Annotated in this window: 27 protein-coding genes and 1 riboswitch; of the genes, 18 read left to right on the forward strand and 9 right to left on the reverse strand. The window is 74.9% G+C overall.

Features of this window, described 5'->3' with window-relative positions:
* Positions 1–9: 9 nt before the first annotated feature.
* Entirely contained in the window at positions 10–1,419 is a 1,410-nt protein-coding gene (gene gltX, locus GA0070562_RS14995; RefSeq protein ID WP_091421356.1) for a glutamate--tRNA ligase, read from the forward strand.
* Between the two features lie 4 nt (positions 1,420–1,423).
* Here the strand turns inward: gltX and GA0070562_RS15000 are convergent, their stop codons facing one another.
* Complete coding sequence (locus GA0070562_RS15000) at positions 1,424–2,029, reverse strand: copper resistance CopC family protein (protein ID WP_091421358.1); 606 nt, start codon at positions 2,027–2,029, stop codon at positions 1,424–1,426.
* Positions 2,030–2,220: 191 nt separating this feature from the next.
* Between GA0070562_RS15000 and GA0070562_RS15005 the strand changes: the two genes are divergently transcribed.
* On the forward strand, positions 2,221–2,883 hold the full coding sequence (locus tag GA0070562_RS15005; RefSeq protein ID WP_091421361.1) for a hypothetical protein: 663 nt from the start codon (positions 2,221–2,223) through the stop codon (positions 2,881–2,883).
* An 18-nt stretch (positions 2,884–2,901) separates the two neighbouring features.
* On the opposite strand, the gene GA0070562_RS15010 is transcribed toward GA0070562_RS15005, so the two are convergent.
* On the reverse strand, positions 2,902–3,231 hold the full coding sequence (locus tag GA0070562_RS15010) for a hypothetical protein (protein ID WP_091421363.1): 330 nt from the start codon (positions 3,229–3,231) through the stop codon (positions 2,902–2,904).
* A gap of 104 nt (positions 3,232–3,335) precedes the next feature.
* On the opposite strand from GA0070562_RS15010, the gene GA0070562_RS15015 reads away from it, so the two are divergent.
* The 5 genes from GA0070562_RS15015 to fabF all read left to right on the forward strand — a co-directional run bounded on the left by GA0070562_RS15015 (position 3,336) and on the right by fabF (position 8,374).
* Positions 3,336–4,610: a PucR family transcriptional regulator gene (locus tag GA0070562_RS15015; RefSeq protein WP_276526480.1), complete on the forward strand. Its 1,275-nt coding sequence runs from the start codon at positions 3,336–3,338 to the stop codon at positions 4,608–4,610.
* 97 nt (positions 4,611–4,707) lie between these two features.
* Positions 4,708–5,877 (forward strand): acyltransferase domain-containing protein, encoded by a 1,170-nt coding sequence (locus GA0070562_RS15020; RefSeq protein ID WP_091421366.1) that lies wholly within the window; start codon positions 4,708–4,710, stop codon positions 5,875–5,877.
* Positions 5,878–6,822, forward strand: coding sequence for a beta-ketoacyl-ACP synthase III (locus GA0070562_RS15025; RefSeq protein ID WP_091421369.1), 945 nt, complete (start codon positions 5,878–5,880; stop codon positions 6,820–6,822).
* An 83-nt stretch (positions 6,823–6,905) separates the two neighbouring features.
* The gene (locus tag GA0070562_RS15030; protein WP_007072348.1) at positions 6,906–7,145 is read left to right on the forward strand and encodes an acyl carrier protein; all 240 of its coding nucleotides are present in this window, start codon (positions 6,906–6,908) and stop codon (positions 7,143–7,145) included.
* A 2-nt stretch (positions 7,146–7,147) separates the two neighbouring features.
* Positions 7,148–8,374, forward strand: coding sequence for a beta-ketoacyl-ACP synthase II (fabF, locus tag GA0070562_RS15035; RefSeq protein WP_091421371.1), 1,227 nt, complete (start codon positions 7,148–7,150; stop codon positions 8,372–8,374).
* Between the two features lie 53 nt (positions 8,375–8,427).
* Here fabF and GA0070562_RS15040 read toward each other — a convergent pair whose 3' ends face one another.
* The 3 genes from GA0070562_RS15040 to GA0070562_RS15050 all read right to left on the reverse strand — a co-directional run bounded on the left by GA0070562_RS15040 (position 8,428) and on the right by GA0070562_RS15050 (position 10,969).
* Positions 8,428–8,649: a hypothetical protein gene (locus GA0070562_RS15040; RefSeq protein ID WP_091421374.1), complete on the reverse strand. Its 222-nt coding sequence runs from the start codon at positions 8,647–8,649 to the stop codon at positions 8,428–8,430.
* Positions 8,650–8,719: 70 nt separating this feature from the next.
* Positions 8,720–10,444 (reverse strand): glycoside hydrolase family 3 protein, encoded by a 1,725-nt coding sequence (locus GA0070562_RS15045; RefSeq protein WP_091422048.1) that lies wholly within the window; start codon positions 10,442–10,444, stop codon positions 8,720–8,722.
* A 33-nt stretch (positions 10,445–10,477) separates the two neighbouring features.
* A complete protein-coding gene (locus tag GA0070562_RS15050; protein WP_013287841.1) occupies positions 10,478–10,969 on the reverse strand; it encodes a DUF3145 domain-containing protein in 492 nt (163 codons plus the stop codon).
* Between the two features lie 328 nt (positions 10,970–11,297).
* On the opposite strand from GA0070562_RS15050, the gene GA0070562_RS15055 reads away from it, so the two are divergent.
* Positions 11,298–11,627, forward strand: a complete 330-nt coding sequence (locus GA0070562_RS15055) for a hypothetical protein (protein ID WP_013287842.1) — start codon at positions 11,298–11,300, stop codon at positions 11,625–11,627.
* Between the two features lie 37 nt (positions 11,628–11,664).
* Here the strand turns inward: GA0070562_RS15055 and GA0070562_RS15060 are convergent, their stop codons facing one another.
* Positions 11,665–12,294: a carbonic anhydrase gene (locus tag GA0070562_RS15060; protein ID WP_091421377.1), complete on the reverse strand. Its 630-nt coding sequence runs from the start codon at positions 12,292–12,294 to the stop codon at positions 11,665–11,667.
* A gap of 148 nt (positions 12,295–12,442) precedes the next feature.
* On the opposite strand from GA0070562_RS15060, the gene GA0070562_RS15065 reads away from it, so the two are divergent.
* From GA0070562_RS15065 to GA0070562_RS15080, 4 genes are all read left to right on the forward strand, one after another.
* Positions 12,443–13,357 (forward strand): alpha/beta fold hydrolase, encoded by a 915-nt coding sequence (locus tag GA0070562_RS15065; protein WP_091421381.1) that lies wholly within the window; start codon positions 12,443–12,445, stop codon positions 13,355–13,357.
* A gap of 123 nt (positions 13,358–13,480) precedes the next feature.
* The gene (locus GA0070562_RS15070; protein ID WP_091421383.1) at positions 13,481–15,598 is read left to right on the forward strand and encodes a HelD family protein; all 2,118 of its coding nucleotides are present in this window, start codon (positions 13,481–13,483) and stop codon (positions 15,596–15,598) included.
* A 91-nt stretch (positions 15,599–15,689) separates the two neighbouring features.
* On the forward strand, positions 15,690–16,604 hold the full coding sequence (locus tag GA0070562_RS15075; protein WP_091421387.1) for a cation diffusion facilitator family transporter: 915 nt from the start codon (positions 15,690–15,692) through the stop codon (positions 16,602–16,604).
* Between the two features lie 143 nt (positions 16,605–16,747).
* Positions 16,748–16,878, forward strand: a riboswitch (cyclic di-AMP (ydaO/yuaA leader).
* Positions 16,879–16,882: 4 nt separating this feature from the next.
* On the forward strand, positions 16,883–17,956 hold the full coding sequence (locus tag GA0070562_RS15080) for a coiled-coil domain-containing protein (protein WP_091421390.1): 1,074 nt from the start codon (positions 16,883–16,885) through the stop codon (positions 17,954–17,956).
* 23 nt (positions 17,957–17,979) lie between these two features.
* On the opposite strand, the gene GA0070562_RS15085 is transcribed toward GA0070562_RS15080, so the two are convergent.
* Both GA0070562_RS15085 and GA0070562_RS15090 read right to left on the reverse strand, forming a co-directional pair.
* Entirely contained in the window at positions 17,980–18,432 is a 453-nt protein-coding gene (locus GA0070562_RS15085; RefSeq protein WP_091421393.1) for an SRPBCC family protein, read from the reverse strand.
* Positions 18,433–18,533: 101 nt separating this feature from the next.
* Positions 18,534–18,893 carry an STAS domain-containing protein gene (locus GA0070562_RS15090; protein ID WP_091421396.1) on the reverse strand — a complete coding sequence of 120 codons (360 nt, stop codon included), beginning with the start codon at positions 18,891–18,893 and terminating at the stop codon, positions 18,534–18,536.
* A 420-nt stretch (positions 18,894–19,313) separates the two neighbouring features.
* On the opposite strand from GA0070562_RS15090, the gene GA0070562_RS15095 reads away from it, so the two are divergent.
* The 4 genes from GA0070562_RS15095 to GA0070562_RS15110 all read left to right on the forward strand — a co-directional run bounded on the left by GA0070562_RS15095 (position 19,314) and on the right by GA0070562_RS15110 (position 21,662).
* Positions 19,314–19,718 (forward strand): hypothetical protein, encoded by a 405-nt coding sequence (locus tag GA0070562_RS15095; protein WP_091421399.1) that lies wholly within the window; start codon positions 19,314–19,316, stop codon positions 19,716–19,718.
* Between the two features lie 161 nt (positions 19,719–19,879).
* Positions 19,880–20,554, forward strand: coding sequence for a BON domain-containing protein (locus GA0070562_RS15100; protein ID WP_091421401.1), 675 nt, complete (start codon positions 19,880–19,882; stop codon positions 20,552–20,554).
* Positions 20,555–20,613: 59 nt separating this feature from the next.
* Positions 20,614–21,111, forward strand: coding sequence for a redoxin domain-containing protein (locus tag GA0070562_RS15105; protein WP_091421404.1), 498 nt, complete (start codon positions 20,614–20,616; stop codon positions 21,109–21,111).
* Entirely contained in the window at positions 21,108–21,662 is a 555-nt protein-coding gene (locus tag GA0070562_RS15110; protein WP_091421408.1) for a DsbA family protein, read from the forward strand. Before GA0070562_RS15105 ends, GA0070562_RS15110 begins: the two co-directional genes overlap by 4 nt.
* Before the next feature lie 7 nt (positions 21,663–21,669).
* On the opposite strand, the gene GA0070562_RS15115 is transcribed toward GA0070562_RS15110, so the two are convergent.
* Entirely contained in the window at positions 21,670–24,465 is a 2,796-nt protein-coding gene (locus tag GA0070562_RS15115) for a winged helix-turn-helix domain-containing protein (RefSeq protein WP_091421412.1), read from the reverse strand.
* A gap of 157 nt (positions 24,466–24,622) precedes the next feature.
* On the opposite strand from GA0070562_RS15115, the gene GA0070562_RS15120 reads away from it, so the two are divergent.
* Together GA0070562_RS15120 and GA0070562_RS15125 are read left to right on the forward strand one after the other, a co-directional pair.
* Positions 24,623–25,066, forward strand: a complete 444-nt coding sequence (locus GA0070562_RS15120; RefSeq protein WP_091421419.1) for a hypothetical protein — start codon at positions 24,623–24,625, stop codon at positions 25,064–25,066.
* A complete protein-coding gene (locus GA0070562_RS15125; RefSeq protein WP_091421421.1) occupies positions 25,063–26,199 on the forward strand; it encodes an alcohol dehydrogenase catalytic domain-containing protein in 1,137 nt (378 codons plus the stop codon). Before GA0070562_RS15120 ends, GA0070562_RS15125 begins: the two co-directional genes overlap by 4 nt.
* Positions 26,200–26,227: the final 28 nt, after the last annotated feature.

Genomic DNA, 26,227 nt, shown 5'->3' on the forward strand with positions numbered 1-26,227 from the left:
CTGGGGGGCGTGACGGTACGTGTACGCTTCGCCCCTTCCCCGACCGGTATGTTCCACGTCGGCGGCGCCCGCTCGGCGCTGCAGAACTGGATCTTCGCCAAGCAGCAGGGCGGGGTGTTCGTGCTGCGCATCGAGGACACCGACGCGGCACGTAACCGGCCCGAGTGGACCGAGGGCATCCTCTCCGCGCTCGACTGGATCGGCATCGCCCGGGGCAGCTACGAGGGCCCGTACTACCAGTCCTCGTACGCGGGCGAGCACCGGGCCGCCGCGCAGCGGCTGTACGAGGGCGGCCGGGCCTACTACTGCGACTGCACCCGCGAGGACGTGCAGGCGCGTACCGGCCCGCAGCAGCGCGGCTACGACGGGTTCTGCCGCGACCGCGGCCTGGAGCCGGGCGAGGGCCGGGCACTGCGCTTCCGTACCCCGGACGAGGGCGAGACCGTGGTGGTCGACCTGGTGCGCGGCGAGCCGACGTTCGAGAACAAGCTGATCGAGGACTTCGTCATCGCCCGCGGTGACGGCTCCCCGGTGTTCCTGCTGGCTAACGTGGTCGACGACATGTCGATGGGGATCACCCACGTGATCCGGGCCGAGGAGCACCTGCCGAACACCCCGAAGCAGCAGCTGCTGTGGGACGCGCTCGGCGTCAAGCCGCCGGTCTGGGCGCACGTGCCGGTGGTGGTGAACGAGAAGCGGCAGAAGCTGTCCAAGCGGCGGGACAAGGTCGCGCTGGAGGCGTACCGGGACGAGGGCTACCTCGCCGACGCGATGCGCAACTACCTGATGCTGCTGGGCTGGGCGCCGTCGGGCGACCGCGAGATCGTGCCCTGGTCGGTGATCGAGGAGGAGTTCCGGCTGGACGAGGTCAACCCGTCCCCGGCGTTCTTCGACGAAAAGAAGCTGCGCGCGTTCAACGGCGACTACATCCGGGCGCTGCCGGTGGCGGACTTCGTCGAGGCGTGCCGGCCGTGGCTCACCGGCACCGGCACCATCGCCCCGCCGCCGTGGCAGCCCGACGAGTTCGACCCGGCCGCGTTCGCCGCGGTGGCCCCGCTCGCGCAGACCCGGATCGCGGTGCTCAGCGAGATCGTGCCGAACGTCGACTTCCTGTTCCTGGCCGACCCGCTGATCGACGAGGCGGCCTGGGCTAAGGCGATGAAGGAGGGCGCCGCCGACCTGCTGGACGCGGCGATCGGCGCGTTCGAGGCGCTGGAGTCCTGGGACGCCGAGTCGCTCAAGGCCACGCTGGAGGCGGTCGGCGCGGAGCGCGGGCTGAAGCTGGGCAAGGCGCAGGCGCCGGTACGCGTCGCGGTCACCGGGCGCACCGTCGGCCTGCCGCTGTTCGAGTCGCTGGAGGTGCTCGGCCGCGACCGTACGCTGACCCGGCTGCGCGCCGCCCGCGTACGCCTGGTCTGAGCGGTCAGCGGCCGGCGGCGCGACGGCGCAGCAGCAGTCCGCCGCCCAGCGCGGCCAGCACCACCACGGCTCCGGCCGCCCACAGCCAGCCCGTACCCCCGTCGTCGTCCGTCCCGGCGGCGGCCGGGGTCGGGCTCGCCGGGGTCGGCGCGGCGCTGGTCGGCGCGACGGTGGTGGGCGCGACGGTGGTGGGCGCCGCGCTCGCCGACGGCGACTCCGCCGGGGTGCCGGTGGTCAGGGTGAACCGGATCTCCCCCTTGACCGGATGGCCGTCGTCGGACGCCAGCCGGTAGGTCACGATGTAGAGACCGGCCGCGCCCGGCCGGAACGGGACCGTCACACGCTTGCCGGAGAAGGCCGGCGGGCCGCCGGTCGCGGCCACGTTGTCCGGGCCGGTGACGGTGACCTCGGTGGTCGCCTCCTTCGGCGTGGCGAGGAACCGCAGCTCGATTCGCTCCGGTGCGACGGCCAGCCGGGCCCCGTCGCGCGGATCACTGCCGGTCAGCGAGTTGTGCGCGGCGGCTGGCGCGGCCGGCAGCAGCGTCGACGCCACCACCACCCCGAGCACCACCGCCCAGGTACGCGCCACACGGGCGACCCTGCCCCCCATGGTTCCCTCCGTCCGGGTAGGATCCGGCCGATGATCATCGACCGTTCATTGGTCGGTCTCAGCTCGCAGATAGTTCCAAATACTCTTCCACCAGCTGCAACCGAGCGCCGTTCTGCGGAGTCTTGTGGTGGACACCGGTCCAGTGTGACCTGCAGCGGAAGCCAGCCATCGAACGGGGCGAGGAGGCGGCGATGATCCGAAGGGTGAGACGGCTGCTGATCGCCGTGACCGGGGGCGTGGCGGCCCTGGCGTGCACGCTGGCCCTGGCCGGCACGGCGGCGGCCCAGGCGGCGCCCAAGCCGAAGCCGGCTCCGACCGGCGTCGACATCAGCGGCGAGCGGCTCGACGCGCCGCTGAAGCTGCGCACCGACACCAGCCCGAACGAGGTCAACCTGGTGATCGACCAGGTCAGGTGGCTGGGTACGACCGGCCAGTTGCGCGGCCCGGCCGCGAAGGATCTGGGTCCGAAGTACACGGTGGTGGTGCTCGCCGCCGCCGGTCCGCAGCGCACCTACGACCTGTTCCCGCTGGCCAAGGGCGGTCCCCGGATCTACCGGCCGGGCAAGCAGCCGGACCTGAGCAGCACCCGGGCCGGCTGGTTCTTCGGCCGGCTCAACATGCCCGAGACGCTGCGCTCGGTCGGCGTGCCGATGCCGGCGCAGTTCGACACGCTCGCCGGCGGCGTCGGCGGCGGCGAACGGGTGCTTCCGGAGGAGGCGCTCGACCCGGTGCACAACCTCGACACCGCGCTCGGCGAACTCCAGCGGCTGCTGCTGCTCAACGTGGGCATCGTGCTGGTCATCACCGCCGGGCTGGCCGGCATCGCGCTGCTGGTCCGCCGCCGCACCCGCTGAACCGCGGCAGGCGCCGCGTCAGCACCAGCGGCGCGGCGGGCGCTCCCGGCGGGTGGTCCGGTTGCTCGGGCGTACCGCGCCGTGACGGTGGCCGCCCGCCCAGCCCGCCAGGCCGCTGCGGCAGCTCCGGTCGGCCGGTTCTTCGTCGGCCGGGTGCGCCGGCTCCGCCGCCCGCTGCCGGGGCACACCCGGCTCGTCCTCGGCGCGCTCCGGCGCCCGGCCGGCCGGCTGCTCCCCCTGCTGGTTGAGGCACGGCCGGCGCGGGTGTGTGGCAGTCGCCGGCTGGTCGTGGCCCCGTCGGCATGCTTCACCCTGGGCGCAACCGTGCTCGGCCTCCCCCTGCGCCATCCCGGCCCCCCTCACGCGTCGCCCTCGCCCGCCCGGCCGGAGTCTGGCCCGGCGTGCCCTGACACCGTACTGGCCCGGCCGAACAAGATCGTCAGCGCGTACCGGTGGAGATCCTCACGCGGCGGCGGGCCCGTCACCTCGATGTGGATCCGCTGGTCACGCCGTGTCAGGCTGGTGCGGTGAGCGAACCGGGCGGAACGGAGACGTCGGCGACGCTGCGCCGCATCGAACGGGCGGCGGGCGGGCTGGCCACCGCCAGCGTGGCCCGGATGGACGAGACGCTGCCGTGGTTCCGTGAGCTGCCCGCCGACCAGCGCTCCTGGGTCATGCTCGTCGCCCAGGCCGGCGTGCGCTCGCTGGTGCAGTGGCTGCGCCAGGGCGGCGGCGCGACCGACCGCACCCAGGAGGTGTCAGACGAGGTCTTCGCCGCCGCGCCGCAGGCGCTGGCCCGCTCGATCAGCCTCCAGCAGACCGTGGCGCTGATCAAGGTGACCATCGACGTGGTCGAGGAGCAGGTGTCGGAGCTCGCCGTGCCGGGCGAGGAACAGTCGCTGCGGGAGGCGGTGCTGCGCTTCTCCCGGGAGATCGCGTTCGCCGCCGCGCGGGTCTACGCCCGGGCCGCCGAGAGCCGCGGCTCCTGGGACGCCCGGTTGCAGGCGCTGCTGGTCGACGCGCTGCTGCGGGGCGACTCCCCGGACGTGCTGGCCAGCCGGGCCGCCGCGCTGGGCTGGACGGACGCGCCGCCGGTGGCGGTGGCGGTGGGCCGCTCACCCGGCGGCGAGGTGGCGGCCGTGCTGCACACCGTCTACCGGCAGGCCCGGCGGATCGGCGTCGAGGTGATCGGCGGCGTGCACGGCGACCGCCTGGTCATCGTGCTGGGCGGGGCGGCCGATCCGGTGGCGGCCACGGAGAAGCTGCGTACCGCCTTCGGCGAGGGGCCGGTGGTGGTCGGCCCCGCGGTGCCCAGCCTGGACGAGGCCACCGAATCGGCGCGGGCGGCGCTGGCCGGGTTCCGGGCCGCGCCGGCCTGGCCGACCGCGCCGTGCCCGGTCGCCGCCGACGAACTGCTCCCGGAACGCGCGCTGGCCGGCGACACCGAGGCCCGCCGCCGGTTGCGCCACGACGTGTACGCGGCACTGGCCCGCTCCGGCGGCGAACTGCTGGAGACGCTCGACGCGTTCTTCGCCGCCGGCGGCACGCTGGAGAGCGCGGCGCGGGCGCTGTTCGTGCACCCGAACACCGTGCGCTACCGGCTGAAGCGGATCGCCGAGGTGACCGGCTTCTCGCCGCTGGCCCCGCGCGACGCGTTCGCGTTGCAGGTCGCGCTGACGGTGGGACGCCTCGACCCGGTGGTGCCGACGGTCTCCGATCGGCGATGATCGCCGACGATCTTTGTAGGTTTCCTCTAAAGGTTCTAGTGCGGTTTCGTGCCGTACGTTACAGCGCGGCACGCCGGTATCCGTCAGAGTCGTACACGTGCTCGCCGTACTCTCTCCCGGACAGGGTTCCCAGAAGCCCGGCTTCCTCACGCCCTGGCTCGACCTCCCCGGCGCCGAGGCGCGTCTGCGCTGGTGGTCGGCGCTGGCCGGGGTGGATCTGATCCACCTGGGCACCCGGGCGGACGCGGACGAGATCAAGGACACCGCCCGCACCCAGCCGCTGCTGGTCGCCGCCGCACTGCTCGCCGCCGAGCACCTGCCGATGCACGACGTCGGGCTGGTCGCCGGGCACAGCGTCGGTGAGCTGGGTGCCGCCGCGCTGGCCGGGGTGCTGCCGGCCGAGTCCGCCGTGACGCTCGCCGGCGTACGCGGGCGGGAGATGGCCGCCGCCTGCGCGCTGGAGCCGACCGGGATGGCCGCCGTCCTCGGCGGTGACCCGGACGAGGTGATCGCCGCGCTGACGGCGCACGGGCTGCACCCGGCCAACCGCAACGGGGCCGGTCAGATCGTGGCCGCCGGCGCGGTCGAGGCGCTGGACAAGCTGGCCGCCGAGCCGCCGGCCCGGACCCGGGTCATCCGGCTCCAGGTCGCGGGCGCGTTCCACACGCCGTACATGGCGCCCGCCGAGACCGCCCTCGCCGCGGTGGCCGCCGGTGTCCCGGCCTCCGCACCGGCCCGGATCCTGCTGTCCAACCTCGACGGCGCACCGGCCGGGCACGGCCCGGAGACGGTCCGGCGGCTGGTCCGGCAGGTGACCGCGCCGGTCCGCTGGGACCTGTGCATGCGGACGCTGGCCGACCTCGGCGTCACCGGCGTGATCGAGCTGCCGCCGGCCGGCACCCTGGCCGGGCTGGTCAAGCGGGAACTCAAGGGCGAGGGCGCACCCGAGATCGTCACCCTGAACACCCCGGCCGACCTGCCTGCCGCGCACCGCCTGATCGCCCGGCACGCCGGCCCCGCCGCCCGCCCGGCCGCGCCGTCGTTCCGGGTGGTCGTCTCCCCCGCCGCCGGTCGCCTCGACCGCTCGGCCGGACCGGCCGAGGGCACCGAGGTACGCGCCGGACAGGTCCTCGGCCACGTCGCCACCGGCCGGGGGCCGGTCGAGGTGACCGCGCACGACAACGGGCCGCTCGTCGAGTGGCTCGCACACCACGACGACCCGGTCGCACCGGGCCAGCCCCTCGTCCGCATCGGAGGAACGCACTAAATGGCCGGCAGCCGGATCGTCGCGATGGGGCACTACCAGCCCTCCCGCGTCGTCACGAACGACGAGATCGCGCAGATGGTGGACACCAACGACGAGTGGATCCGGGACCGGGTCGGCATCGTCACCCGGCGGATCGCGGGCGACGAGACGGTGGCCGACATGGCAACCGCCGCCGCCGGCAAGGCGCTCGCCAACTCCGGCCTCACCGCCGCCGACATCGACCTGGTGGTGGTGGCCACCTGCTCGTCGGCGGACCGCAGCCCCAACGTGGCCTGCCGGGTCGCGGCCAAGCTGGGCATCAACGCGCCCGCGGCCTTCGACCTCAACACCGCCTGCTCCGGTTTCGCGTACGCGCTGGGCACGGTGGACCACGCGATCCGGGCCGGCGCGGCGCGTAACGCGATAGTCGTCGGCGCGGAGAAGCTCTCCGACCTGACCGACTGGACCGACCGCTCGACCTGCATCATCTTCGCCGACGGCGCCGGGGCGGCGGTGGTCACCGCGACCGCCGACGACGAGCCGGCCGGGATCGGGCCGGTGGTCTGGGGTTCCGCGCCGGAGAAGAGCGACGCGGTACGCATCGAGGGCTGGCAGCCGTACATCACGCAGGAGGGGCAGTCGGTGTTCCGCTGGGCCACCACCGCGATCGCCCCGCTCGCGCTGCAGGCCTGCGAGCGCGCCGGTGTGCATCCGTCGGAGCTGGCCGCGTTCGTGCCGCACCAGGCCAACGCCCGGATCATCGACGGCATCGCCAAGCGGCTGAACATCCCGGACGCGATCATCGCCAAGGACATCGTCGAGTCCGGCAACACGTCGGCGGCGAGCATCCCGCTGGCCCTGTCGAAACTGGTCGAGCGGCGCGAGGTGCCCTCGGGCGCCCCGGTGCTGCTGTTCGGCTTCGGTGGCGGCCTGACCTACGCCGGTCAGGTCGTGCGCTGCCCCTGAGACCCCCTCGGGCGCGAACGCGCCGAGGTGTGTGACCGGCGACGCCGGTGACACGTGACCCCCGATGAGAGGAACCAACCGCAATGACCCGTGACGAGATCACCGCCGGCCTCGCCGAGATCCTCGAAGAGGTTGCCGGCGTGAACCCGGACGACGTGGCCGAGGGGAAGTCCTTCACCGACGACCTCGACGTCGACTCGCTCTCCATGGTCGAGGTCGTGGTGGCGGCCGAGGAGAAGTTCGGCGTCAAGATCCCGGACAACGAGGTGCAGAACCTCAAGACCGTCGGGGACGCGGTCAGCTACATCGAGGCGCAGTCCTGATCATGAGTCGTCCCGACGTCGTCGTCACCGGGCTCGGCGCGACGACCCCGCTCGGCGGGGACGTCGCGTCGACCTGGGACGCCATGCTCGCCGGCCGCTCCGGGGTGAGTGCGCTCACCCAGGAGTGGGCCGCGCAACTGCCCGTCCGGATCGCCGCCGAGCTGGCGGTCGACCCGTCCGAGGTGCTGGACCGGGTGAAGCTGCGCCGGCTGGACCGCTCGGAGGCGATCGCCATCATCGCCGCCCGGCAGGCGTGGGCCGACGCCGGTCTGGACGAGGCCGGGCCGGACCCGGAGCGGCTGGCGGTCAGCGTCGGCTCGGGCATCGGCGGCGCCACCACCCTGCTCGCCCAGGACGACATCCTGGAGGCGTCCGGACCGCGGCGGGTCTCCCCGCACACCATCCCGATGCTGATGCCGAACGGCCCGGCCGCCTGGGTCGGTCTGGAGCTGGGCGCCAAGGCCGGCGTGCACACGGTGGCCAGCGCCTGCGCGACCGGCGCGGAGGCGATCGCGCTGGGGCTGGACATCATCCGCGCCGGCCGGGCCGACGTGGTGGTGGCCGGCGGCACCGAGGCGGTCATCCACCCGCTGCCGATCGCCGGCTTCAGCTCGATGCGGGCCATGTCGACCCGCAACGACGAGCCGGAGCGGGCCTCCCGGCCGTGGGACTCCGGCCGCGACGGCTTCGTGCTCGGTGAGGGCGCGGGCGTGGTGATCCTGGAGCGCGCCGACCACGCCGCCGCCCGGGGCGCCCGGGTGTACGCGCGCCTGGCCGGCGCGGGGATCACCTCCGACGCGTACGACATCGTGCAGCCGCACGCCGAGGGCGAGGGCGCGATCCGGGCCATCGCCCGGGCGGTCGCCGACGCGGACGTGGCCCGTACCGACATCGTGCACGTCAACGCGCACGCCACCTCCACCCCGGTCGGGGACATGCTGGAGATCGGCGCGCTGCGTCAGGCGGTCGGCGACCACCCGGTGCTCACCGCCACGAAGTCGATGACCGGGCACCTGCTCGGCGCGGCCGGCGCGCTGGAGTCGATCGCCACCATCCTGGCCATCCGGGACGGCGTGATCCCGCCGACGATCAACCTGGACGACCCGGACGAGGGCCTGACCCTGGACGTGGCCGCGCACAAGGCGCGTCACATGGAGATCCCGGCGGCGCTGAACAACGCGTTCGGCTTCGGCGGGCACAACGTGGCGCTGGTCTTCACCCGCCCCTGAGCGGACGTGCGAAAGGGCCCCTTCTCCGTCGAGAAGGGGCCCTTCCCTATCTCTCAGCCGCGATTGCGGGGGTGCTGCCGGGCGGTCCGCTCGTTGCCCCGCCGGTAGTTGCCGGTCCACCGGGCCATGGTCAGCTGCGGGTCGTCGCCGACCTCGGCCAGGAACTGCGCGGCCCGGCCGCCGCGCAACGTGCCGGCGACCCGGCCGTGATGCGTGATGACCACCGTGCCGTCGGCGCGCTCGACGTAGCGGAAACCCTGTGCTGCCTCTCCCATGGGCGCCACCCTGCCAGCCGGGGCCGCCCGGACGCACCCCGGTTTCGGCGCGGCCGGGCGGGCGGCCGGGTCAGGTGCGGCAGGTGGTGGCCGGCAGGCCGGAGACCGGCACCGGGGAGCGCCCGGCCGGGCGGGCCTTGCCGGCGAGCACCGCCGCGAGCCCGGCCATCGAGGCGCGGGTGGACGAGTAGGTCGCCATCAGCGTCGGGGACTTCGCCCCGGACAGCACGTACGGCATGTCCATCGCCACCGTCACGGCGGCGTCCGCGCGCAGGTCCTTCGCGCCGTCGCCGTACCCGACCAGGTGCACCACCGTGCCACCGGAGGGCACCACCTTGACCCCGGCCGCGGTGAGCGCCTCGGTCAGCAGCTTGCGGGTGCGCTCCCGGCCGCCGGAGGAGGTCACGCTCACCGGTCCGCTCACCGCGCCCCCGCACTTGCCGCGCAGCACCGTCACGGCGGCGGTGGCCAGGTCGTCGGCGGCCTTGCGGTGTGCCGCGCCGTCGAGCGTGGACAGCGCGGGCGCGTCCCGCCCGGCCAGCCGGAACTTCATGGTCAGCACCCGGGTGACCGCCTCGACCAGGCGGGCGCGGGGCAGCGAGCCGTCCTTGAGCGCGGCGAGCAGCCCGTCGTACGCCTGCTTGACGTTCGGGGTCATCAGGATGAGGTCGTTGCCGGCGTTGAGCGCGCGCACGGCTGCCTCGCCCGGCGACCACTTCTTCGCCGGGGCCATGTTCATCCCGTCGGTGATCACCACACCTTGGAAGCCCATCTGGCCGCGCAGCACGTCGGTGAGCAGCTTGCGGGAGAACGTCGCGGGGGTGCCCGGATCGACGGCCTTGACGTCCAGGTGGGCCGACATCACCGCCATGGCCCCGGCCCCGATCCCGGCCCGGAACGGCGGGAACGCGAGGCGGTCCAGTTCGGCGCGGGACTGCTTGATCACCGGCAGTTCGGTGTGCGAGTCCTCGGCGCTCAACCCGTGCCCGGGGAAGTGCTTGACCGCGGCGCCGACGCCCTCCGCCTGCAGGCCGCGTACCGCGCCCGCCACCTGCGGGGACGCGGTCGCCGGGTCGGCGCCGAAGGAGCGGGAGCCGATCACCGTGCTGCGGGCCGCCAGCACGTCGGCGACCGGGGCGAAGTCGAGGTTGATGCCCATCGCGGCCAGCTCGGCCCCGGCGGCACGCCAGGCGGCCTCGGTCAGCGCCGGGTTCCCGGCGGCGCCGGCGGCGAGCGGGCTGGGCAGCAGCGTCACCCCGTCGGTGATCCGGGTGACCACGCCGTACTCCTGGTCGGTGCCGATCAGGAAGGGCGCGCCGCCGGCGGGCAGCTTGCCGGCGGCGGCGCGCAGCCCGTCGGTCAGCGCACGGACCTGCTTGGGGTTGTCCACGTTCGTGGTGGCCTGGTTGCCCGAGGTCGGGTCGTCGGCGCTGAAGCCGACCAGGATCAGCCCGCCGAGCCGGTACTTCGCCACCATCTCGGCGGGGGTGTCGACCCCGGCGAGCGCCCGGTTCCCGGCCGCCGACCCGGCCGAGACCTCGGTGGCCGAGCTGCCGTACGCGTACGGCATCAGCACCTGCCCGACCAGGTCCTCGTCGCTCAGCGTGCCGGCGAGCGCGGTGGCCCGGGCGGCCGGATCGGCGGCCGGCGGGTCACTCGGCGCGGGCCCGGCCGACGACGGCGCCGGACTCGACGGGGCGGGCCGGGGCCGGTCCGGCCCGTCCGAGCACCCGGAGACGAGCAGCGCGGTCAGTGCGGCGAGCGCGACGGCGGAGCGCCGCGGGGAAATCGACACGCGGCCCACCGTATCGGGGCAACTCGGCCGCCGTCACCCGACCCGGGTGAGCAGCGTCACCGGCGCGCCGTCCCCGGCGTACCGGTAGGGCTCCAGTTCGGCGTCCCAGGCGGTGCCGAGCGCCTTGTCCAGGGCGTGGGCCAGCGCCTCCGGGCTGCGCGCGGCGGCCATCAGGCTGCGGAGCCGGTCCTCGCCGAGCTGGATGTCGCCGGCCGCGCCGACCGCGGCGCGGAACAGGCCGCGGCCCGGTACGTACATGAAGCGCTCGCCGTCGACGCCGGGACTGGGTTCCTCGGTGACCTCGAAACGGATCATGGGCCACTGCCGGAGGGCAGCGGCCAGCTCCGCGCCGGTCCCCGGGCTGCCGGTCCAGCCGCACTCGGCGCGACGGGCGCCCGGATCGGCGGGCTGCGCCGTCCAGTGCAGGTTGACCGGCGCGGCGAGGACGCGCGCGATCGCCCACTCGACGTGCGAGCACACGGCGAGCGGGGTCGAGTGGACGTATACGACGCCACGCGTTGGCACGGTGACCTCCCGGTGAGCCGAGGTGCGTCTTCCCCTACGACCTCGTCCTACCGAGTGGTACCTGGCACACATGATGACTCTTGTGACTGGTGGTGCGCCAGCGAATCGGAAAATTCGCCGGGCCGCGGGGCGGGAAATACCCGGGTGGTGGACCCGGTTATGCCCTCTGACGCCGCGACGACCAGCCAGGTGTCGTGGTCGTGTACAGTTCTCTGGGCGGTTCTCTGTGCCGCCGTACATCTTCGCGGGCCGGCGCCCACCCGGGCGTCACTCGCACAGCCCCCGGACGGCCTTCCGTCCCCACCGTACGTCTGCAAGGAGTACCTCCGTGGCGAGCAACACCTCTAAGACCGCGCGCGCGTCCGTCCGGGCCGGCCAGGCTGGCCAGGGTGGCGCCCTCAGCGTGCTGGGCGAGTTCAAGTACCTGATCCCGCTCAACGGCGGCAAGCACGCCTACGTGCGTAACCTGACCAACGGCAAGACCGCGCACCTGCGCACCGACTCCGACGCCTTCGTCGAGGAGATCCGGGTGCTGGCCGCCGCCGGCCACGCCGCCAAGATCCGCGCCGAGATCAACGGCCTGGCCGCGTCCTACCCGGACCACGGCTGGGACGCCACCGAGAAGCGCCTGGTCGAGGCCGGCGTCTTCGAGGGCTGAGCGCCCTCACCCGCACCACCGCGACCGCCTGCCGGGATCACCCCGGCGGGCGGTTTCGCGTCTGCTCCTGCGGCAGCAGTGTGACCTCGCCCGTGGCCAGGTCGTAGAGCGCGCCCTCCACAGCGATTTCACCGGCCTCCACCGGCCCGGCCAGCCGGTCGTCGGAGCGCAGCGCGGCCACGGTGCGCCGGACGTGGCGGCGGATCGCCAGCGGGTGCGCGTCCGGGTCGTCCACCCCGACGTCGATGACCGCCGGGGCGATCCGGTCCACCACGTACGCCAGGTCCCCGCCGGGGCGCCGCCCGGTGCGCAGCGCCTCGACCGTCGAGCCGACCGCGCCGCAGCGCTCGTGGCCCAGCACCATCACCAGGCGTACGCCGAGCTGCTCCACCACGTACTCGATCGAGCCCCGGACGGCCCGGTCCAGCACGTGCCCGCCGGTACGGATCACGCAGATCGAACCGAACGTCTGGTCGAAGATCGCCTCCAACGGCACGCGGGAGTCGATACAGCCCAGCACCACCGCGTACGGCTGCTGGTCGCCGGAGGCCACCGCCGCGGCGGCGGTGACGTCGTGCCCGTGCACCGGCTGCCCGCTGACGAAGCGGCGGTTGCCGGCAAGCAGCTCGGACAGCGCGGCGCGCGGGCTGCGGGCGGTGGACGGCATACCTCCCAGCCTGGTCACCGATCCGACGCCGTGGGGCCGGACGGGAATCTTCTCTCCGGGCCGGTTGCCGTGGTCTCATGGCGGGTAACGCCGGTGTCACCGCCGGGTCATCCGGTGGACACACATCGGCGGGCCCGGGAGGTGGACGATGCCGGACCTGGAACTGCGGCTTCCGGACGACGTACGTCTGCACGTCACGGTCACCGGGCCGCTCGACGCCGAGGTCACCGCAGTCCTGCTGCACGGCTGGACGCTCGACGGGCGCAGCTGGCACCGCCAGGTCGCGCAGCTGCGGGAGCGCTTCGGCGGCCGGGTCCGGGTGGTCACCTACGACGCGCGCGGCCACGGCCGGTCGAGCTGCCTGTCGCTGCGCGACGCCACCCTCGCCCAGCTCGGCGACGACCTCGCGGCGGTGATCGACGAGATCGTCCCGTCCGGTCCGGTCGTCCTGGTCGGGCACTCGATGGGCGGGATGACGGTGATGGAGTACGCCCACCGCCACCCCGACCGGTTCGCCGCGCGTACCGCCGGTCTGGTCTTCGTCTCCACCACCGCGGAGGGGCACACGCACACCGCGTACGGCCTCTCCCCCCGGATCACCCGGCTGATCCGCCTGGCCGAGACCACCGGCGCCGGTGTGCTGGCCCGGTGCGGCGGCTGGCGGCCCCCGCACGCGCTGCTGCGCGCGCTGCGCCCGAGCATCCGCTGGATGCTGTTCGGCGACCGCTGCGACCCGGCGGACATCCGGCTCGTCACCTCGGCGGTGGCCCGGGCCACGCTGCGCTCGATCGGCGGTTTCCGCGCCTCGATCGGCGCCCAGCACCGGCTGGAGACGCTCGCCGCGCTCGGCGGGCTGCCGGCTGCCGCGCTGGTCGGGGACCGGGACCGGCTCACCCCGCCGCCCTGCGCCGAGTCGATCGCGGCGGCGCTGCCCACCACGGAACTGACCGTGTGCCCGGGCGCCGGGCACATGCTCATGATGGAGCGCCCCGACGAGGTGAACGCCGCCCTCTCCGGCGTGCTGGACCGGGTGCTGGCCGGCCGCCCCGCGACCCGCATCTGAGCGTCCCCGACCCCGGGCGGCACCGACGTACGCCACGTGCGCGGCATGCCCCGGCGTGCCGGTTGCCGGCGGCCCGTACCCTCATTCAGCCCGTCGTGCCCTCCGAACACAGGAGCATCCGCGTTGACCGACCAGACCACGCTGGACCGGGAGATCGCCGCCGAGCAGCGCCACCTCGACCGGGTGTACGCCCGGCTGGCCGAACTGCGCCGGTCCGCGGCCGAGGCTGAGCGGGAGGGCTACCGGCTGGCCCGGGTCGGCAACTTCGGCGCGCTGGTCGAGCGGGATGCGATGGTCTTCCACGCCGCCCAGCGCCGGCACGTGCTGGACGCCGAGCACGAGGGGCTGGTGTTCGGCCGGCTGGACCTGCGTACCGGGCAGGTGCTGCACGTCGGCCGCCTCGGTGTGCGGGGCGTGGAGGCGGAGACGCTGGTGGTGGACTGGCGGGCACCCGCCGCCGCCGCGTTCTACCAGGCCACGCCCGCCGAGCCGCGCGGCGTGGTGCGCCGGCGCACGATCCAGTCCGCCTCGGAGAAGGTCACCCGGATCGAGGACGACCTGCTGGACCCGGAGGCCGCGCCGCCGGACATGGCGGTGGTCGGTGACGGGGCGCTGCTGGCCACGCTGTCGCGGGCCACCGGCCGGGGCATGCGGGACATCGTCGCCACCATCCAGCGCGAGCAGGACGAGGCGATCCGCTCCCCCGGCAACGGCGTCACGATCGTCTCCGGCGGCCCGGGCACCGGCAAGACGGCGGTGGCGCTGCACCGGGCCGCGTACCTGCTCTACTCCGACCGGGCCCGGTACGCCGGCGGCGGCATCCTGGTGGTCGGCCCGTCCGGCGTGTTCGTCGAGTACATCGCCTCGGTGCTGCCCTCGCTGGGCGAGGAGACCGCCACGCTGCGCTCGCTCGGCTCACTGTTCCCGGGCCTGTCCGCGTCCCGGACCGACCCGCCGGACGTGGCGGCGGTGAAGGGGTCGCTGCGGATGCGCCGGGTGCTGGAACGCGCGGTACGCGACGCGGTGCCGGACTCCCCGGCCGAGCTGCGCCTGCTCTACCGGGGCGAGCTGCTGCGTCTGGAACGCCCCGCGCTGGACGCGATCCGGGACCGGACGCTGGCCCGGGGCGCGCGCCGCAACGAGGTACGCCGGGCAGCGTTCGACGCGGTGCTCGCCGCGCTCTACGCGCAGGCCCGCACGCTGCGGGTGGGCCGGCTGCCGGAGCAGCCCGCGTTCGAGGACGAGATCATCGAGCGGCCGGAGTTCCGCGAGTTCCTCAAGGCGTGGTGGCCCCGGCTGCACCCGCGGCACGTGCTGGACTGGCTGGCCCGCCCGGACCGGCTTCGCCGCTACGCCGGGGGGATCCTCTCCTCGGCGGAGGTCCGGCTGCTCGGCGACGCGTACCGGAGCCTCGCGAGCGAAGGGCTGACGGTGGCCGACATCGCGCTGCTGGACGAGCTGGACGCGCTGCTCGGCAAGCCGGTGCAGCGGGCCCGGCCCAAGCGCGACCCGTACCAGCTCGCCGGTGGCGTGCGCGAGCTGAGCACGTACGCCGACCGGCAGCGCGCCGCCCGCGCGGCGGCACGGGAGCGTCCGACCGACTACCGCGACTACGCGCACGTGGTGGTGGACGAGTCGCAGGACGTGTCGCCGATGCAGTGGCGGATGATCGGCCGGCGCGGGCGGCTGGCGTCCTGGACCGTGGTCGGCGACCCGGCGCAGACCGCCTGGACCGGCGATCCGCAGGAGCTGGACCGGGCCCGTGACCAGGCGCTGGGCCGGCGCAAGCGGCACCGCTACGAGCTGACCACCAACTACCGCAACTCGGCGGAGATCTTCGCGGTGGCGGCGGCGGAGATCCGCCGGCTCTACCCGGACCTGCCGCTGCCCGACGCGGTGCGGTCCACCGGTGTGCCGCCGGTCGAGCGCACGCTGCCCGCCGCCGACCTGCCGGCGGCCACCGTCGAGGCGGCCGAGGCGCTGCTCGCGCAGGTGGAGGGCACGGTCGGTGTGATCACGCCGGTGCCGCGCCGGGACGAGGTGGCCGGCTGGCTGGGCGCGCTCGGCGCGGGCCGGCTCCAGGTCGTCACCAGCCTTGAGGCCAAGGGCATGGAGTACGACGGCGTGGTGCTGGTGGCGCCGAGCGAGATCCGGACCGACCCCGGCTCGGGTGTACGCACGCTCTACGTGGCGCTGTCCCGGGCGACCCAGCGTCTCACCACGCTCGACCCGGTGGGGTGAGTGGCCCCGCCGCCACCCGCCGTTCACTTGCATACATAGCGATGTGAACATACATTGGGCCGGGCCGGTACGCGGCAGGGAGGGTGTTGGCGTGGGCGCAGGTCATGACCACAGCGGCGCGGTGGCCAACGCGGCACACCGCCACCGCGGCCGCCTCTGGGCCGCGTTCGCGCTGCTCGCCGCCCTGATGGTGGTCGAGGCGGTGGCCGCCTTCACGACCGGCTCACTGGCGCTGCTCTCCGACGCCGGGCACATGTTCACCGACGTCCTCGGCATCGGCATGGCCCTCGCGGCGATCACCGCCACCCGGCGCGCCGGCACCGACCCGCAGCGCACGTTCGGGCTCTACCGGCTGGAGGTGCTCGCCGCCCTCGCCAACGCCGTGCTGCTCGGCGCCGTCGCCATCTACGTCCTGGTCGAGGCGGTACGCCGCTTCGGCGAGCCGCCGGAGGTGCTGGCCGGCCCGATGCTCGTGGTGGCGGTGCTCGGCCTGCTCGCCAACATCGTGGCCTTCGCGCTGCTGCGCGCCGGGTCGAAGGAGAGCATCAACCTGCGCGGGGCGTACCTGGAGGTGCTCGGCGACCTGCTCGGCTCGCTCGGCGTGATCGCCGCCGCGCTGGTCATCACGGTGACCGACTGGTGGTGGGCGGACCCGCTCGTCGCCGTCGGCATCGGCCTGTTCATCCTGCCGCGCACCTGGCGGCTCGGCCGGGCCGCGCTGCGCATTCTGGTGCAGGCCGCGCCGGAACACCTCCAGGTGACCGCCGTGCACGACCGGCTGGCCGCCGTGCCCGGCGTGGCCGAGGTGCACGACCTGCACGTCTGGACGCTCACCTCCGGCATGGAGGTGGCCTCGGCGCACCTGACCACCGACCCGGGCGTGGACCCGGCCGGGGTCCTGGCCGCCGCGCGGGCGGCCCTGCACGAGGACTTCTCCATCGATCACGCCACGTTGCAGGTCGAACCCGGAGCGTCGGCCGGAGTGTGCGGACAGACCGAGTGGTGATTAGGACACACTTAAATCACTGTGGTTATTGTAGTCTTATGCCGGTTTTGCCCCGCCTAGTGGCACTACTCCACGGAGCCGTGCCCGGGCAGCGCCGGTAGTCTCGGTCGCGGCCGCACCCGCGGGCGCCACCGGCCCCGGTGGGGCGGCCGTCGCCTAATCGTCCGCAGGGACGAGCCGGGGAACCACGTACGTGGGGTGCATCCGCGTCAGCGGTAGGGATCTTCCGTCCCGAACCCGTCAGCTAACCCGGTCGGCGCTGACGGAAGGACGTGTGAATGCCCCCAGTGGCACCTGTACGACGGACGGCCGCCCGGTTGGCGGCCCTGCTCGTCGCGACGCTGACCCTCGGCGTCGCGACCGTTCCGGTCTCCCCCGCCTCGGCGGCCCCGGCGACCGGCCTGCTCGCCGCCGCACCCGGTGACGACGAGGGCGGCACCCCCGAACTGCGCGCACAGCTCGACGCGGCCAGCAAGGGCTGGCTGGAGGCGAAGGCCGCGCTGAACCGGTCGGTGAGCCGCCAGAAGCAACTCAACGAACAACTCAAGACGGTCGGCGCCGAGCTGGCCGTCCGGGACGCCAAGGTCGGCGAGATCGCCGCTGTGGCGTACCGCAACGGCCGCCTGGGCACCGCCGGGGCGCTGCTCGGCAGCAGCAGCCCGGAGGGCTTCATGGACCGGGCCGCCGCGCTGGAGCAGGTCGCCGCGCACGAGGACCGCACACTGCGCGACCTGATCACCACCCGGGACGAGGCCACCCGCACCCGTGCCCAGCTCGACGGCGAGATCCGCGAGCAGCGCAAGCAGGTGGCGGTGATGGGCAAGCGCAAGGAGCAGGCCGAGCGCGCCCTGGAGGTCGCGAACGACCGTGCCTCGCGCAGCAGCAGTGGCGGCGGCAGCGTCCAGGGCACCTCCAGCAAGAACGCGAAGCCCGCGCCGCGCAACTCGGACGGCTCCTGGCCGTCGGAGTCGTGCAGCGTCAACGACCCGACCCCGGCGAACGGCTGCATCACGCCGCGCACGCTGCACGCGCTGCAACAGGCCAAGGCGGCGGGCTTCACCCGGTACGTCTCGTGCCACCGGCCCAGCGGCTCGGGTGAGCACCCGAAGGGGCGGGCCTGCGACTTCGCCGCGCAGAAGAGCGGCTTCGGCGGCGTGGCCACCGGCGGCGACCGGACGTACGGCAACAACCTGGCCGCGTACTTCGTGCGCAACGCCGACCCGCTCGCCGTGCTCTACGTGATCTGGTTCAAGCAGATCTGGCTGCCCAGCAGCGGGTGGAAGGCGTACAGCGGCGGCAACGGCGACCCGTCCAGCGACCACACCAACCACGTGCACCTGTCGGTGTACTGAGCGCACCCCGAGGGCCGGCCGGATCAGGCCGGCCGGCCCTCCAGGGTCGCTCCCAGACGCGCCGCCAGGCCCAGGTGAGCCGCCCGGGCCTGGCGGAACGCGTACCCGAACAGCGGCGCCGGCGCGCTGAGCGTGATCTCCACATCGATGCGTACCGTGCCGTCGGGCTCGTCGCGCAGCCGGGTGTGGTTGCGTACCGTCGTCGCGGGCTGCTGCCGCGCCACGGTGACCACCTCGTCCTCGCCGGCGATCAGCACGTCCGCCTGGTACGTGACCGGGAAGTGCAGCGGGCCGAGTTGCAGCCGGTCGGTGATCGCGTAGCTGGCCAGCGCGCCCGGCCGGGCCGGCAGCTTCCGGACCCGGACGATCAGCGGATGCAGCTCACCCTGGCGACTCAGGTCACCCAGCAGGGCCACCGCTTCGGCCCGGCTGCAGCGGGCCTGCACGGTGTAGCTGAAGCTGTCGCTGCTCTGCAAGCGGGCCCCCTCGCCGTCGTGCGTCGCGACGATCGTCCCGTACCGACGCCGGACTGGCAACGGGTAGAAGGTCCCCTGGCCGCAGGGGGTGTGAACGGCGCTCAAGCGCCGGGCAGCACCTCGGGGGTGTCGTCGGCGAACCACGGCTCGGGCGCGCCGAACAGGCCGAGCAGGCCGGTCACCCAGAGCTGCCGGTGCACGAACCGGCTCGGCTCGGTGACCACGAGCTTGACGCCGCTGACCTCGCAGGTCTGGAAGCCCGCGACCATGGCGCTGATGCCGACCGAGTCGATGAACGTGACGAGCCGCATGTTCAGCTCGATCCGCGCGGGTCGGCCCTTCGCGAGCACTTCGGCGACCGCTTCCCGCACCTCGTACGCGGTGTCGACGTCGATCTCCCCACGGGGCGAGATCTGGACGACACCACCCGGCCGCACCGACTTCACGATCGACAGGCTCACGCGAGCACCTCCACTCGCCCATGACGGGCGCCTCATCAGTACGCGGGCCGCGACCGAGAGTATTCCTCCAACGGCCCGGTCGCCACCCCCCGGGATGAGCAATTCGCGAACTGGGCACACCTGGGCGTACCAATCCGGAACTCCGGGTTCCAGTTTCCTCTGTATGGCGGGTCGCGGCCAACCGTGCGACCGGGCGGTCCCGCCGATCCGCCGACCAGGGTAGCGGGCGTACGCACGTCCCGTCGGCACCGGTCCCGGCGCGTTCGAGTGGTTCGTCCCGTTCACCGCCCGGGCCGCCCGTGACACGGGGCATGGTTTGCCGGGCGCGCCGGTGGGGCACTGCCCGAGACAGTGAACCCGCCGGATGGACACCGGAGTCCGAAGTGGCCGCCGGCCTTCGGCACCCGAGGAGGTAGAACGATGTTCGGATCCAACCTGCTGGACCGCCGGGGCAAGGCCGAGCGGGTCGCCGACCAGGCGTGGCAGCATCTGCTCTCCGCCGCCGGTTCCGCCGGTGACAGCGTGCGCGACGCCACCCGTACCGCCCGCCGCAGCTCCTCCGGCCTGGCCGACGACGCCACCGACCTGGTCGGCTCCGCCGCCGAGGAGGCACGCCGCCGGGCCGGTCTCGCGTTCGACGCGCTCGCCGGCCGCCGGCCCGCGCTGCCCTGGACGCTGCTGATCGCGGCGGCGCTCGCCGGCGCGGCGATCGGCTGGGCTGCCGGCACCGCGGCGCGCGCCGCCGGCAGCCGGGACCGCGCCGCGGACGAGATCGAGTTCGTGGACGTGGACCGGCCGAACTCCCCGGCCGGCCTGGACGGCTGACCCACCCGTACGACACGACGACGGCCGCTCCCGGGACTCCCGGGGGCGGCCGTCGTGCTCCCTCACCCGGACCGGGCGAGGGCGGCTCACCCGGGACACGCGCAGGATCGCGGGTGCGGGACCACGTGCCCGCGCCGCGATCGACGGAGAGGGAGAGCCGGATGGCCACCGACACGATCACGCGTACCGACCGGGACATCCAGTCCGCCGTGCTCGACGAGCTGACCTGGGAGCCGCGGGTCGGCCCGGACGAGATCGGGGTGACCGTCACCGAGGGCGTGGTGACGCTCACCGGCCGGGTGGACAGCTACGCCAAGAAGTGGGCCGCCGAGCGGGCCGCGCACCGGGTCGCCCGGGTCCGCGCGGTCGCCAACGACCTCGCCGTCCGGATCGACACCGCGGCCGGGCGGGAGGACCCGGAGATCGCCGTCGCGGCCGTACGGGCGCTGGAGTGGGACGCGTTCGTGCCGATTGAGGCGTTGCAGGTGACGGTGGCCGACGGCTGGGTCACGCTGCACGGCGAGGTCGAGTGGGAGTACCAGCGGCGGGCCGCCGAACGGTCGGTCGCCCGGCTCACCGGCGTACGCGGGGTGAGCAACGGGATCGCCGTACGCCCGGCGGTGCACGCCGACGGCCGCGACCTGGCCGAGCGGATCGTGGACGCGCTGGCCCGCAACCGCGCCACCGAGGCCGAGGAGGTCGACGTGCGGGTGCACGGCGACACGGTGATGCTGGACGGGCAGGTCCACTCGGCCGGCGAGCGCGAGGAGATCGAGCGGGTGGTGTGGAACGCCCCCGGCATCCGGGAGGTGCACAACCACCTCGTCGTGCGCTGACCGGAACCACCCCGCCCGGGTGAGCCCGCCTCACCCGGGTCGCGGCCATGGTGGGAGGCATGAGTGATCCGAACGGGCTGATCACACCCGGGCAGGCCGCGCCCGGGTTCACGCTGCCGGCGGCGCCGGACGGGCGCGAGGTGGGCCCCGGGCAGTTCCGGGGCCGTCCCGTGGTGCTCGCCTTCTACCCGGCGGACTGGTCACCGGTCTGCGGCGAGCAGATGACCCTGTACCAGGCCGCCCTGCCCGAGCTGGAGCGGTACGACGCGGTACTGCTCGGCATCTCGGTGGACAGCGTCTACTCGCATCGGGCGTTCGCCGAGAGCCGGGGCATCCGGTTCCCGCTGCTCGCCGACTTCGAGCCCAAGGGTGAGGTGTCGCGCCGGTACGGCGCGTACGCGCCGCACGGGCAGTCGGACCGGGCACTCGTGGTGATCGGCCCGGACGGCCGGGTGGCCTGGAGCCACCTGTCCCCGCCCGAGGTGAACCCGGGCGTGGACGGGATCCTCGACGCGCTGGAACGGCTGGACTCGGATCGGCGGGTGAGTGCCGGATGACCACGCCCCTTCAGGTCACCACCGCACGACTGCGGATCCCGGTGACCGAACGCGACCACGTCCGAGGTCCGGCGGACGCGCCGGTCACCATCGTCGAGTACGGCGACTTCCAGTGCCGGTTCTGCGGCGCCGCGTACCCGAACCTGACCGAGGTGCTGCGCCAGCGGGCCGACACGGTGCGCCTGGCGTACCGGCACTTCCCGATCACCAACGTCCACCCGTACGCGGAGAGCGCCGCGGAGACCGCCGAGGCCGCCGCCGCCCGGGGCCGGTTCTGGGAGATGTACGACTGGCTCTACCAGCACCAGGACCAGCTCGACCCGGTGCACCTGTCGCTGGGCGTCGAGCAGATCGGCCTGTCGCCGGAGGAGATCGCCGCGGAGGTCGGCCGGCAGGACTACGCCGACCGGGTCCGGCAGGACTTCGTCGGCGGCATCCGCAGCGGCGTCAACGGCACCCCGACGTTGTTCGTCAACGACGTCCGCCACGACGGCGGCTACGACCTGGCCGAGCTGCTCGCCGTGGTGGACGCCGCCACCGACGACGGCTGAGCGACGGTCAGATCAACCGCAGCTCGCGCGCCCGCCGGACGGCGTCCCGCCGGCGGGTCGCGTCGAGCTTGCGGTAGATGTTGCGCACGTGCGTCTTCACCGTGTTGACCGACAGTGACAGCTCGGCGGCGATCTCCACGTTGGACAGGATGCTCTGCAGGTAACGCAGGATGGTCAGCTCCCGCTCGGTGAGCGGCTCGTCGAGCGTCCGGGCCGGACCGTCAGCCGTCGCGGTGACCGGCTGCGCGTCCACGCCCCGGACCAGCTCGCTCACCGTGGCCCAGTACGCGGTGCCGGCGTCCAGGCGCGCGGCGAGCAGGTCCCGCACGCCGGGGTCGGCGCGGGTGAAGACGCGCCGGAAGCCGTCCGGCTCGGCGAGTGCCAGCACCTCCTCCAGCAGCCGCCCGGCGCGCCGGGCGTCACCGGAGGCGTCGGCGACCGCCGCGTCGAGCAGCCCGGCGCCCAACCGCACCGGCAGCGGCCAGTCCGCCGCGCCGGACGCGGTCCAGTCGGGCAGCGTCCGCTCGGCCGTGCGGGCGTCACCGGCTCGCAGCCGCAGCCGCGCGGCCACCAGCGCCGGCGCCGGCCCGCCGCCCGCCGCGTCGAGCAGTGCCCGGGCGCCGTCGACGTCGCCGACGACGGCGCGTACCTGTGCCTCGTCGGCGGCGAGCCATTCGCCCAGTTCCCGTCCGGGCGCGACGGTCCGCGCCCCGGCGAGCGTGCGCAACGCGCCGCCCGGGTCGCCGCCGTCGGCCAGCAGCCCGGCCCGGCACAGCGCGGTGAGCGCGGCGCCGCCCGGCTCCGCGCCGGCCGGACCGGCGAGCGCCAGGTGGGCCGTGGCCTCCGCCGGCCGGTCCCGCTGCCAGTCCACGAGCGCCAGCGCCAGGTACGCGTAGCCGCAGTCGGACCGGGACGACCAGCCCTGGCAGGGCGGCATCGCCAGCGCCTCGCGGGCCAGCTCCTCGGCGGCCCGCAGCGCGCCCCGGGCCGCCTCCAGCAGGGCCGAGCGGCTGACGCAGAGCAGCTCGGTACGCGGCCGCCCGGCCCGCCGTGCCGCCTCCCGCGCCCTGGCGAACCGGTCCCGGGCGGTGGACAGCTCCCCCTCGGCCAGCGCGGCCAGCCCGTGCGCGGCGCCGGCCACCGCGCGCACGTCGTCCCGCTCGGCCGTCCCGGCGCGCGGATCGCCGGCATCACCGGCAACGGCACCGTTGGCGTCCGGGCTGCCCGGGGACTCGTCCGCGGGGATGGTGGCCAGCAGGCGGTCGGCGGCCCGGCGTACCTCCTCGTGGTCGCCGCCGAGCCGGGCGAGGCTCAGCTCCACGGCGGCGGCCAGCCGGCCGAACCGGTCGCGGCGCGGCTCGGGCAGGTCCGCGGCGTCGGCCAGCGACCGCCGCAGCTGCACGTCGGCGGCGGCCGGATCGCCGGCGTACGCCCGCTCGGCGGCCGCGGCCAGCGCCAGCTCCGGATCCCGGCGGACCGCCTCGGCGGGCGGCTCGGGTGGGGCCGGTACGGCGGCCGGTTGGTCCGGGGCCAGCTCGGGCCAGCGGGTGACGAGCAGCTCGGTGGCGTCGGCCCACTCACCGGCGAGAAGCGCGTGCCGCAGCGCCTCGGCCGGACGGTCGTGGGTGCCGTACCAGCCGGCCGCCCGCCGGTGCAGCTCGCGCACCTCGTCGGCGGGCAGCCGGTCCAGTTCGTCGCGCAGCACGTCGGCCAGCAGCGGGTGCGGCCGGTACCACTGCGGGCTGCCGCCGTCCTGGTGGAGGAAACCGCCCTCCCGGGCCGCCTCGGCGAGCAGGTGCCCGGCGTCGGGCCGCCCGGTCAGCGCGGCGGCCAGGTCGGCGTGGACCGCGACGGCCACCGCCACCCGGCGCAGGACGTCGCGGGTCGCCGGTTCCAGCGGGGCGAGCACCTCGTCCCGCAGGTACGCGGCGACATCCGGCTGGTCACCGGCGAACCGTTCCACGGCGCGCGCCGGGTCGGCGCCGTCCCCGAGCGCGAGCGCGGCGAAGCGCAGCCCGGCCGGCCACCCGGTGGTGCGCTCGGCCAGCCGGGCCACGGCCGGGGCGGGTACCGCCACGCCGTGCGCGACGAGCAGGTCGGCCACCTCGTCGGCGGTGAACGCCAGGTCGTCGGCGCCGATCACGGTCAGCTCGCCGGCCAGCCGCCAGCGATGCAGCGCGAGCGGTGGTTCGCTGCGCGCGCCGGCCACCAGCCGCAGCCGGCCGTCGGTGTGCCGGAGCAGGAACTCCAGCCCGGTCAGGGCGGCCGGGTCGGTGACCCGGTGCAGGTCGTCCAGGACCAGCAGCACGTGACGTTCCCGTGCGGCGAGCGCGGCGGCGAGCGTTTCGAGCTGCTCGGGCCGGGGCGGTCCGTCCGGCACCGGTGGCGGCCCGTCGTCCGGGTCCTCGGCGGCGGCGGTACGCAGGGCCGCCGCGAGGTAGCCCCAGAGCCGCCGGGTGGTCTCCCCCTCGGCCACCGTCACCCAGGCCGGCGCCGGCCCGTCCCGCTCCCCCTGCGCCCAGGTCGACAGCAGCGTCGTCTTGCCCCAGCCGGCCGGCGCGCAGACGAGCGTCACCGGCCCGGACGCGCCCTGCTCCAGCCGGTCCAGCAGCCGGGGACGCAGCAGGACCGGCTCGGGCGGCACGGGCGGCGTCAACCGGGACGCCAGCAACGGCGGGCCGCCCGACAGCGCACCACCGGCGACATCGGGTGAATCGAGGCCGGTGGTGAGCAGATCGGGCGTACCGGTGATGTCGCTTGTGCCGCTCGCTGTGGCGACGACCTGGTCTGCCTCCTCCGGCATGCGTCCCTCCCCCCGTCGGTGCGGGCAGCGGTTACCCGGACCGCGCCGGTTCACCCCTTCCGGGCGAACCCCGCTCACCCGGGCGGCCCGCACCCTGTAGACACGCGGGGCGGCCGGCCGGTTGACGCCGGCCGCCGGGGGAACGGCGGGAGGTCAGGTGGCGCGGAGCAGACGGCTGGCGGTCGGCGCGCTGGCGCTGGCGGCGACACGGGTGCTGGCTCCGGCGGGCGTGCGGGCACTGGCGCGCCGCCGGGCGCGGCGGGCCGGCGCCGATCCGCGGCCCGGCCGGTGGCAGGTGGTGACGGTGGCCACGGCGCCCGAGCAGGCGCTACCGGCCGGGCGGTGGCCCGAGCCGCTGCGCCGCCTCGACGGCGCGGTCGAGGTGTGGGCCCGTCCCGCCCCCGGCGGGCGCGGCACCGAGCTGGCGGTCCGCCCGCTGGGCGGGGAGTGCACGCTCCCGGGATTCGCCGCGCACCTGGTCGGCGACGATCCGGGCCGGTTCCTGCGCCAGGTGCTGCGGCAGACCAAGCAGCTCCTGGAGACCGGCGAGGTGCTGCGTGCGGACCGTTCGCCGCTGGACCGGCCGGGGACCGCGACGTGAGGGCGCTGTGCTGGGCCGGCGCCGGCCTCGTGGAGGTGCGCCGCGTCCCGGACCCGGAGCTGCGCAACGCCCAGGACGTGATCGTCCGGGTCCGGCGGAGCACGACCTGCGGCGCGGACCTGCCGCTGCTGGCCGGGCGGGTGCCCGAGGCGTCCGCCGGGGAGGTGCTCGGACGCGAGTTCCTCGGCGACGTGGTCGAGGTCGGTCCGGAGGTACGCCGGCACCGGGTCGCCGACCGGGTGGTGGTGGGCGCGGCGGTGGCCTGCGGGGCGTGCTGGTTCTGCCGGCAGGGGCTGCTCGCCTGCTGCGACAACGGCACGAGCGGCGTCGCGGCCGAGCCGGAGTGGGGGCAGCCGTCCGCCGGCGGTTACGGCCGGCCGGCCCGGCTGGGCGGCTTCGCCGGTGGTCACGCCGAGTACGTGCGGGTGCCGTACGCCGACGTGGGCGCGTTCGCCGTGCCGGAGTCGGTGAGCGACGAGCGGGCGGTATTCGCCGCCGACGCCGCGCCGGCCGGCTGGTACGGCGCCGAGCTGGGCGAGGTCGCCCCCGGCGACGTGGTGGCGGTCTGGGGTGCGGGCGCGGTCGGCCAGCTCACCGCCGACGCGGCGGTGGCCCGGGGCGCGGACCGGGTGGTGGTGGTCGACGACCGGGACGACCGGTTGCTGATGGTCACCGGGCACGACCGCGTGGAGGCGCTCAACCACAGGTACGTGGACGTGCTCGCCGAACTGCGCGAACGCAGCGGCGGCCGGGGGCCGGACGTGTGCGTCGACGCCTCCGGGATACCGGCCGCGCCGGGCCGGTGGCCGGTGGCCGAGCCGGACGTCGGGGCGGCGCTGCGCGAGGCGGTGCAGGCCTGCCGCAAGGGTGGCGTGGTGGTGGTGCTCGACGCCCGGCCCGGGTTCGTGGACCGTTTTCCGCTCGGCGCGCTCGCGGACAAGGGGCTCGCCGTCCGCGCCGCCCGGCGCCGGGGCGGTGCCGCGATCCCGGCGCTGCTGGAGCGGATGGCCCGCGACGAGCTGGTCACCGAGCACCTGGCCACCCATCAGATGCCGCTGGAGCGCGGCGCCGAGGGGTACGCGTTGTTCCGGGACCGGGCCGACGGATGCGTCCGGGTGGTCTTCACACCGTGAAGGTGAGCGCTGTGGATGGCACACTCGG

This window comes from Micromonospora tulbaghiae, assembly GCF_900091605.1.
In the GTDB taxonomy this organism is placed as follows: Bacteria; Actinomycetota; Actinomycetes; order Mycobacteriales; family Micromonosporaceae; genus Micromonospora; species Micromonospora tulbaghiae.

What these genes read in the sequence shown, in the direction of transcription:
- GA0070562_RS15000 (WP_091421358.1), bottom strand. Translation starts at nt 2,029, where the DNA reads ATGGGGGGCAGGGTCGCCCGTGTGGCGCGTACCTGGGCGGTGGTGCTC.
- GA0070562_RS15005 (WP_091421361.1), top strand. Translation starts at nt 2,221, where the DNA reads ATGATCCGAAGGGTGAGACGGCTGCTGATCGCCGTGACCGGGGGCGTG.
- GA0070562_RS15010 (WP_091421363.1), bottom strand. Translation starts at nt 3,231, where the DNA reads ATGGCGCAGGGGGAGGCCGAGCACGGTTGCGCCCAGGGTGAAGCATGC.
- GA0070562_RS15025 (WP_091421369.1), top strand. Translation starts at nt 5,878, where the DNA reads ATGGCCGGCAGCCGGATCGTCGCGATGGGGCACTACCAGCCCTCCCGC.
- GA0070562_RS15030 (WP_007072348.1), top strand. Translation starts at nt 6,906, where the DNA reads ATGACCCGTGACGAGATCACCGCCGGCCTCGCCGAGATCCTCGAAGAG.
- fabF (WP_091421371.1), top strand. Translation starts at nt 7,148, where the DNA reads ATGAGTCGTCCCGACGTCGTCGTCACCGGGCTCGGCGCGACGACCCCG.
- GA0070562_RS15040 (WP_091421374.1), bottom strand. Translation starts at nt 8,649, where the DNA reads ATGGGAGAGGCAGCACAGGGTTTCCGCTACGTCGAGCGCGCCGACGGC.
- GA0070562_RS15060 (WP_091421377.1), bottom strand. Translation starts at nt 12,294, where the DNA reads ATGCCGTCCACCGCCCGCAGCCCGCGCGCCGCGCTGTCCGAGCTGCTT.
- GA0070562_RS15065 (WP_091421381.1), top strand. Translation starts at nt 12,443, where the DNA reads ATGCCGGACCTGGAACTGCGGCTTCCGGACGACGTACGTCTGCACGTC.
- GA0070562_RS15080 (WP_091421390.1), top strand. Translation starts at nt 16,883, where the DNA reads ATGCCCCCAGTGGCACCTGTACGACGGACGGCCGCCCGGTTGGCGGCC.
- GA0070562_RS15095 (WP_091421399.1), top strand. Translation starts at nt 19,314, where the DNA reads ATGTTCGGATCCAACCTGCTGGACCGCCGGGGCAAGGCCGAGCGGGTC.
- GA0070562_RS15100 (WP_091421401.1), top strand. Translation starts at nt 19,880, where the DNA reads ATGGCCACCGACACGATCACGCGTACCGACCGGGACATCCAGTCCGCC.
- GA0070562_RS15105 (WP_091421404.1), top strand. Translation starts at nt 20,614, where the DNA reads ATGAGTGATCCGAACGGGCTGATCACACCCGGGCAGGCCGCGCCCGGG.
- GA0070562_RS15110 (WP_091421408.1), top strand. Translation starts at nt 21,108, where the DNA reads ATGACCACGCCCCTTCAGGTCACCACCGCACGACTGCGGATCCCGGTG.
- GA0070562_RS15115 (WP_091421412.1), bottom strand. Translation starts at nt 24,465, where the DNA reads ATGCCGGAGGAGGCAGACCAGGTCGTCGCCACAGCGAGCGGCACAAGC.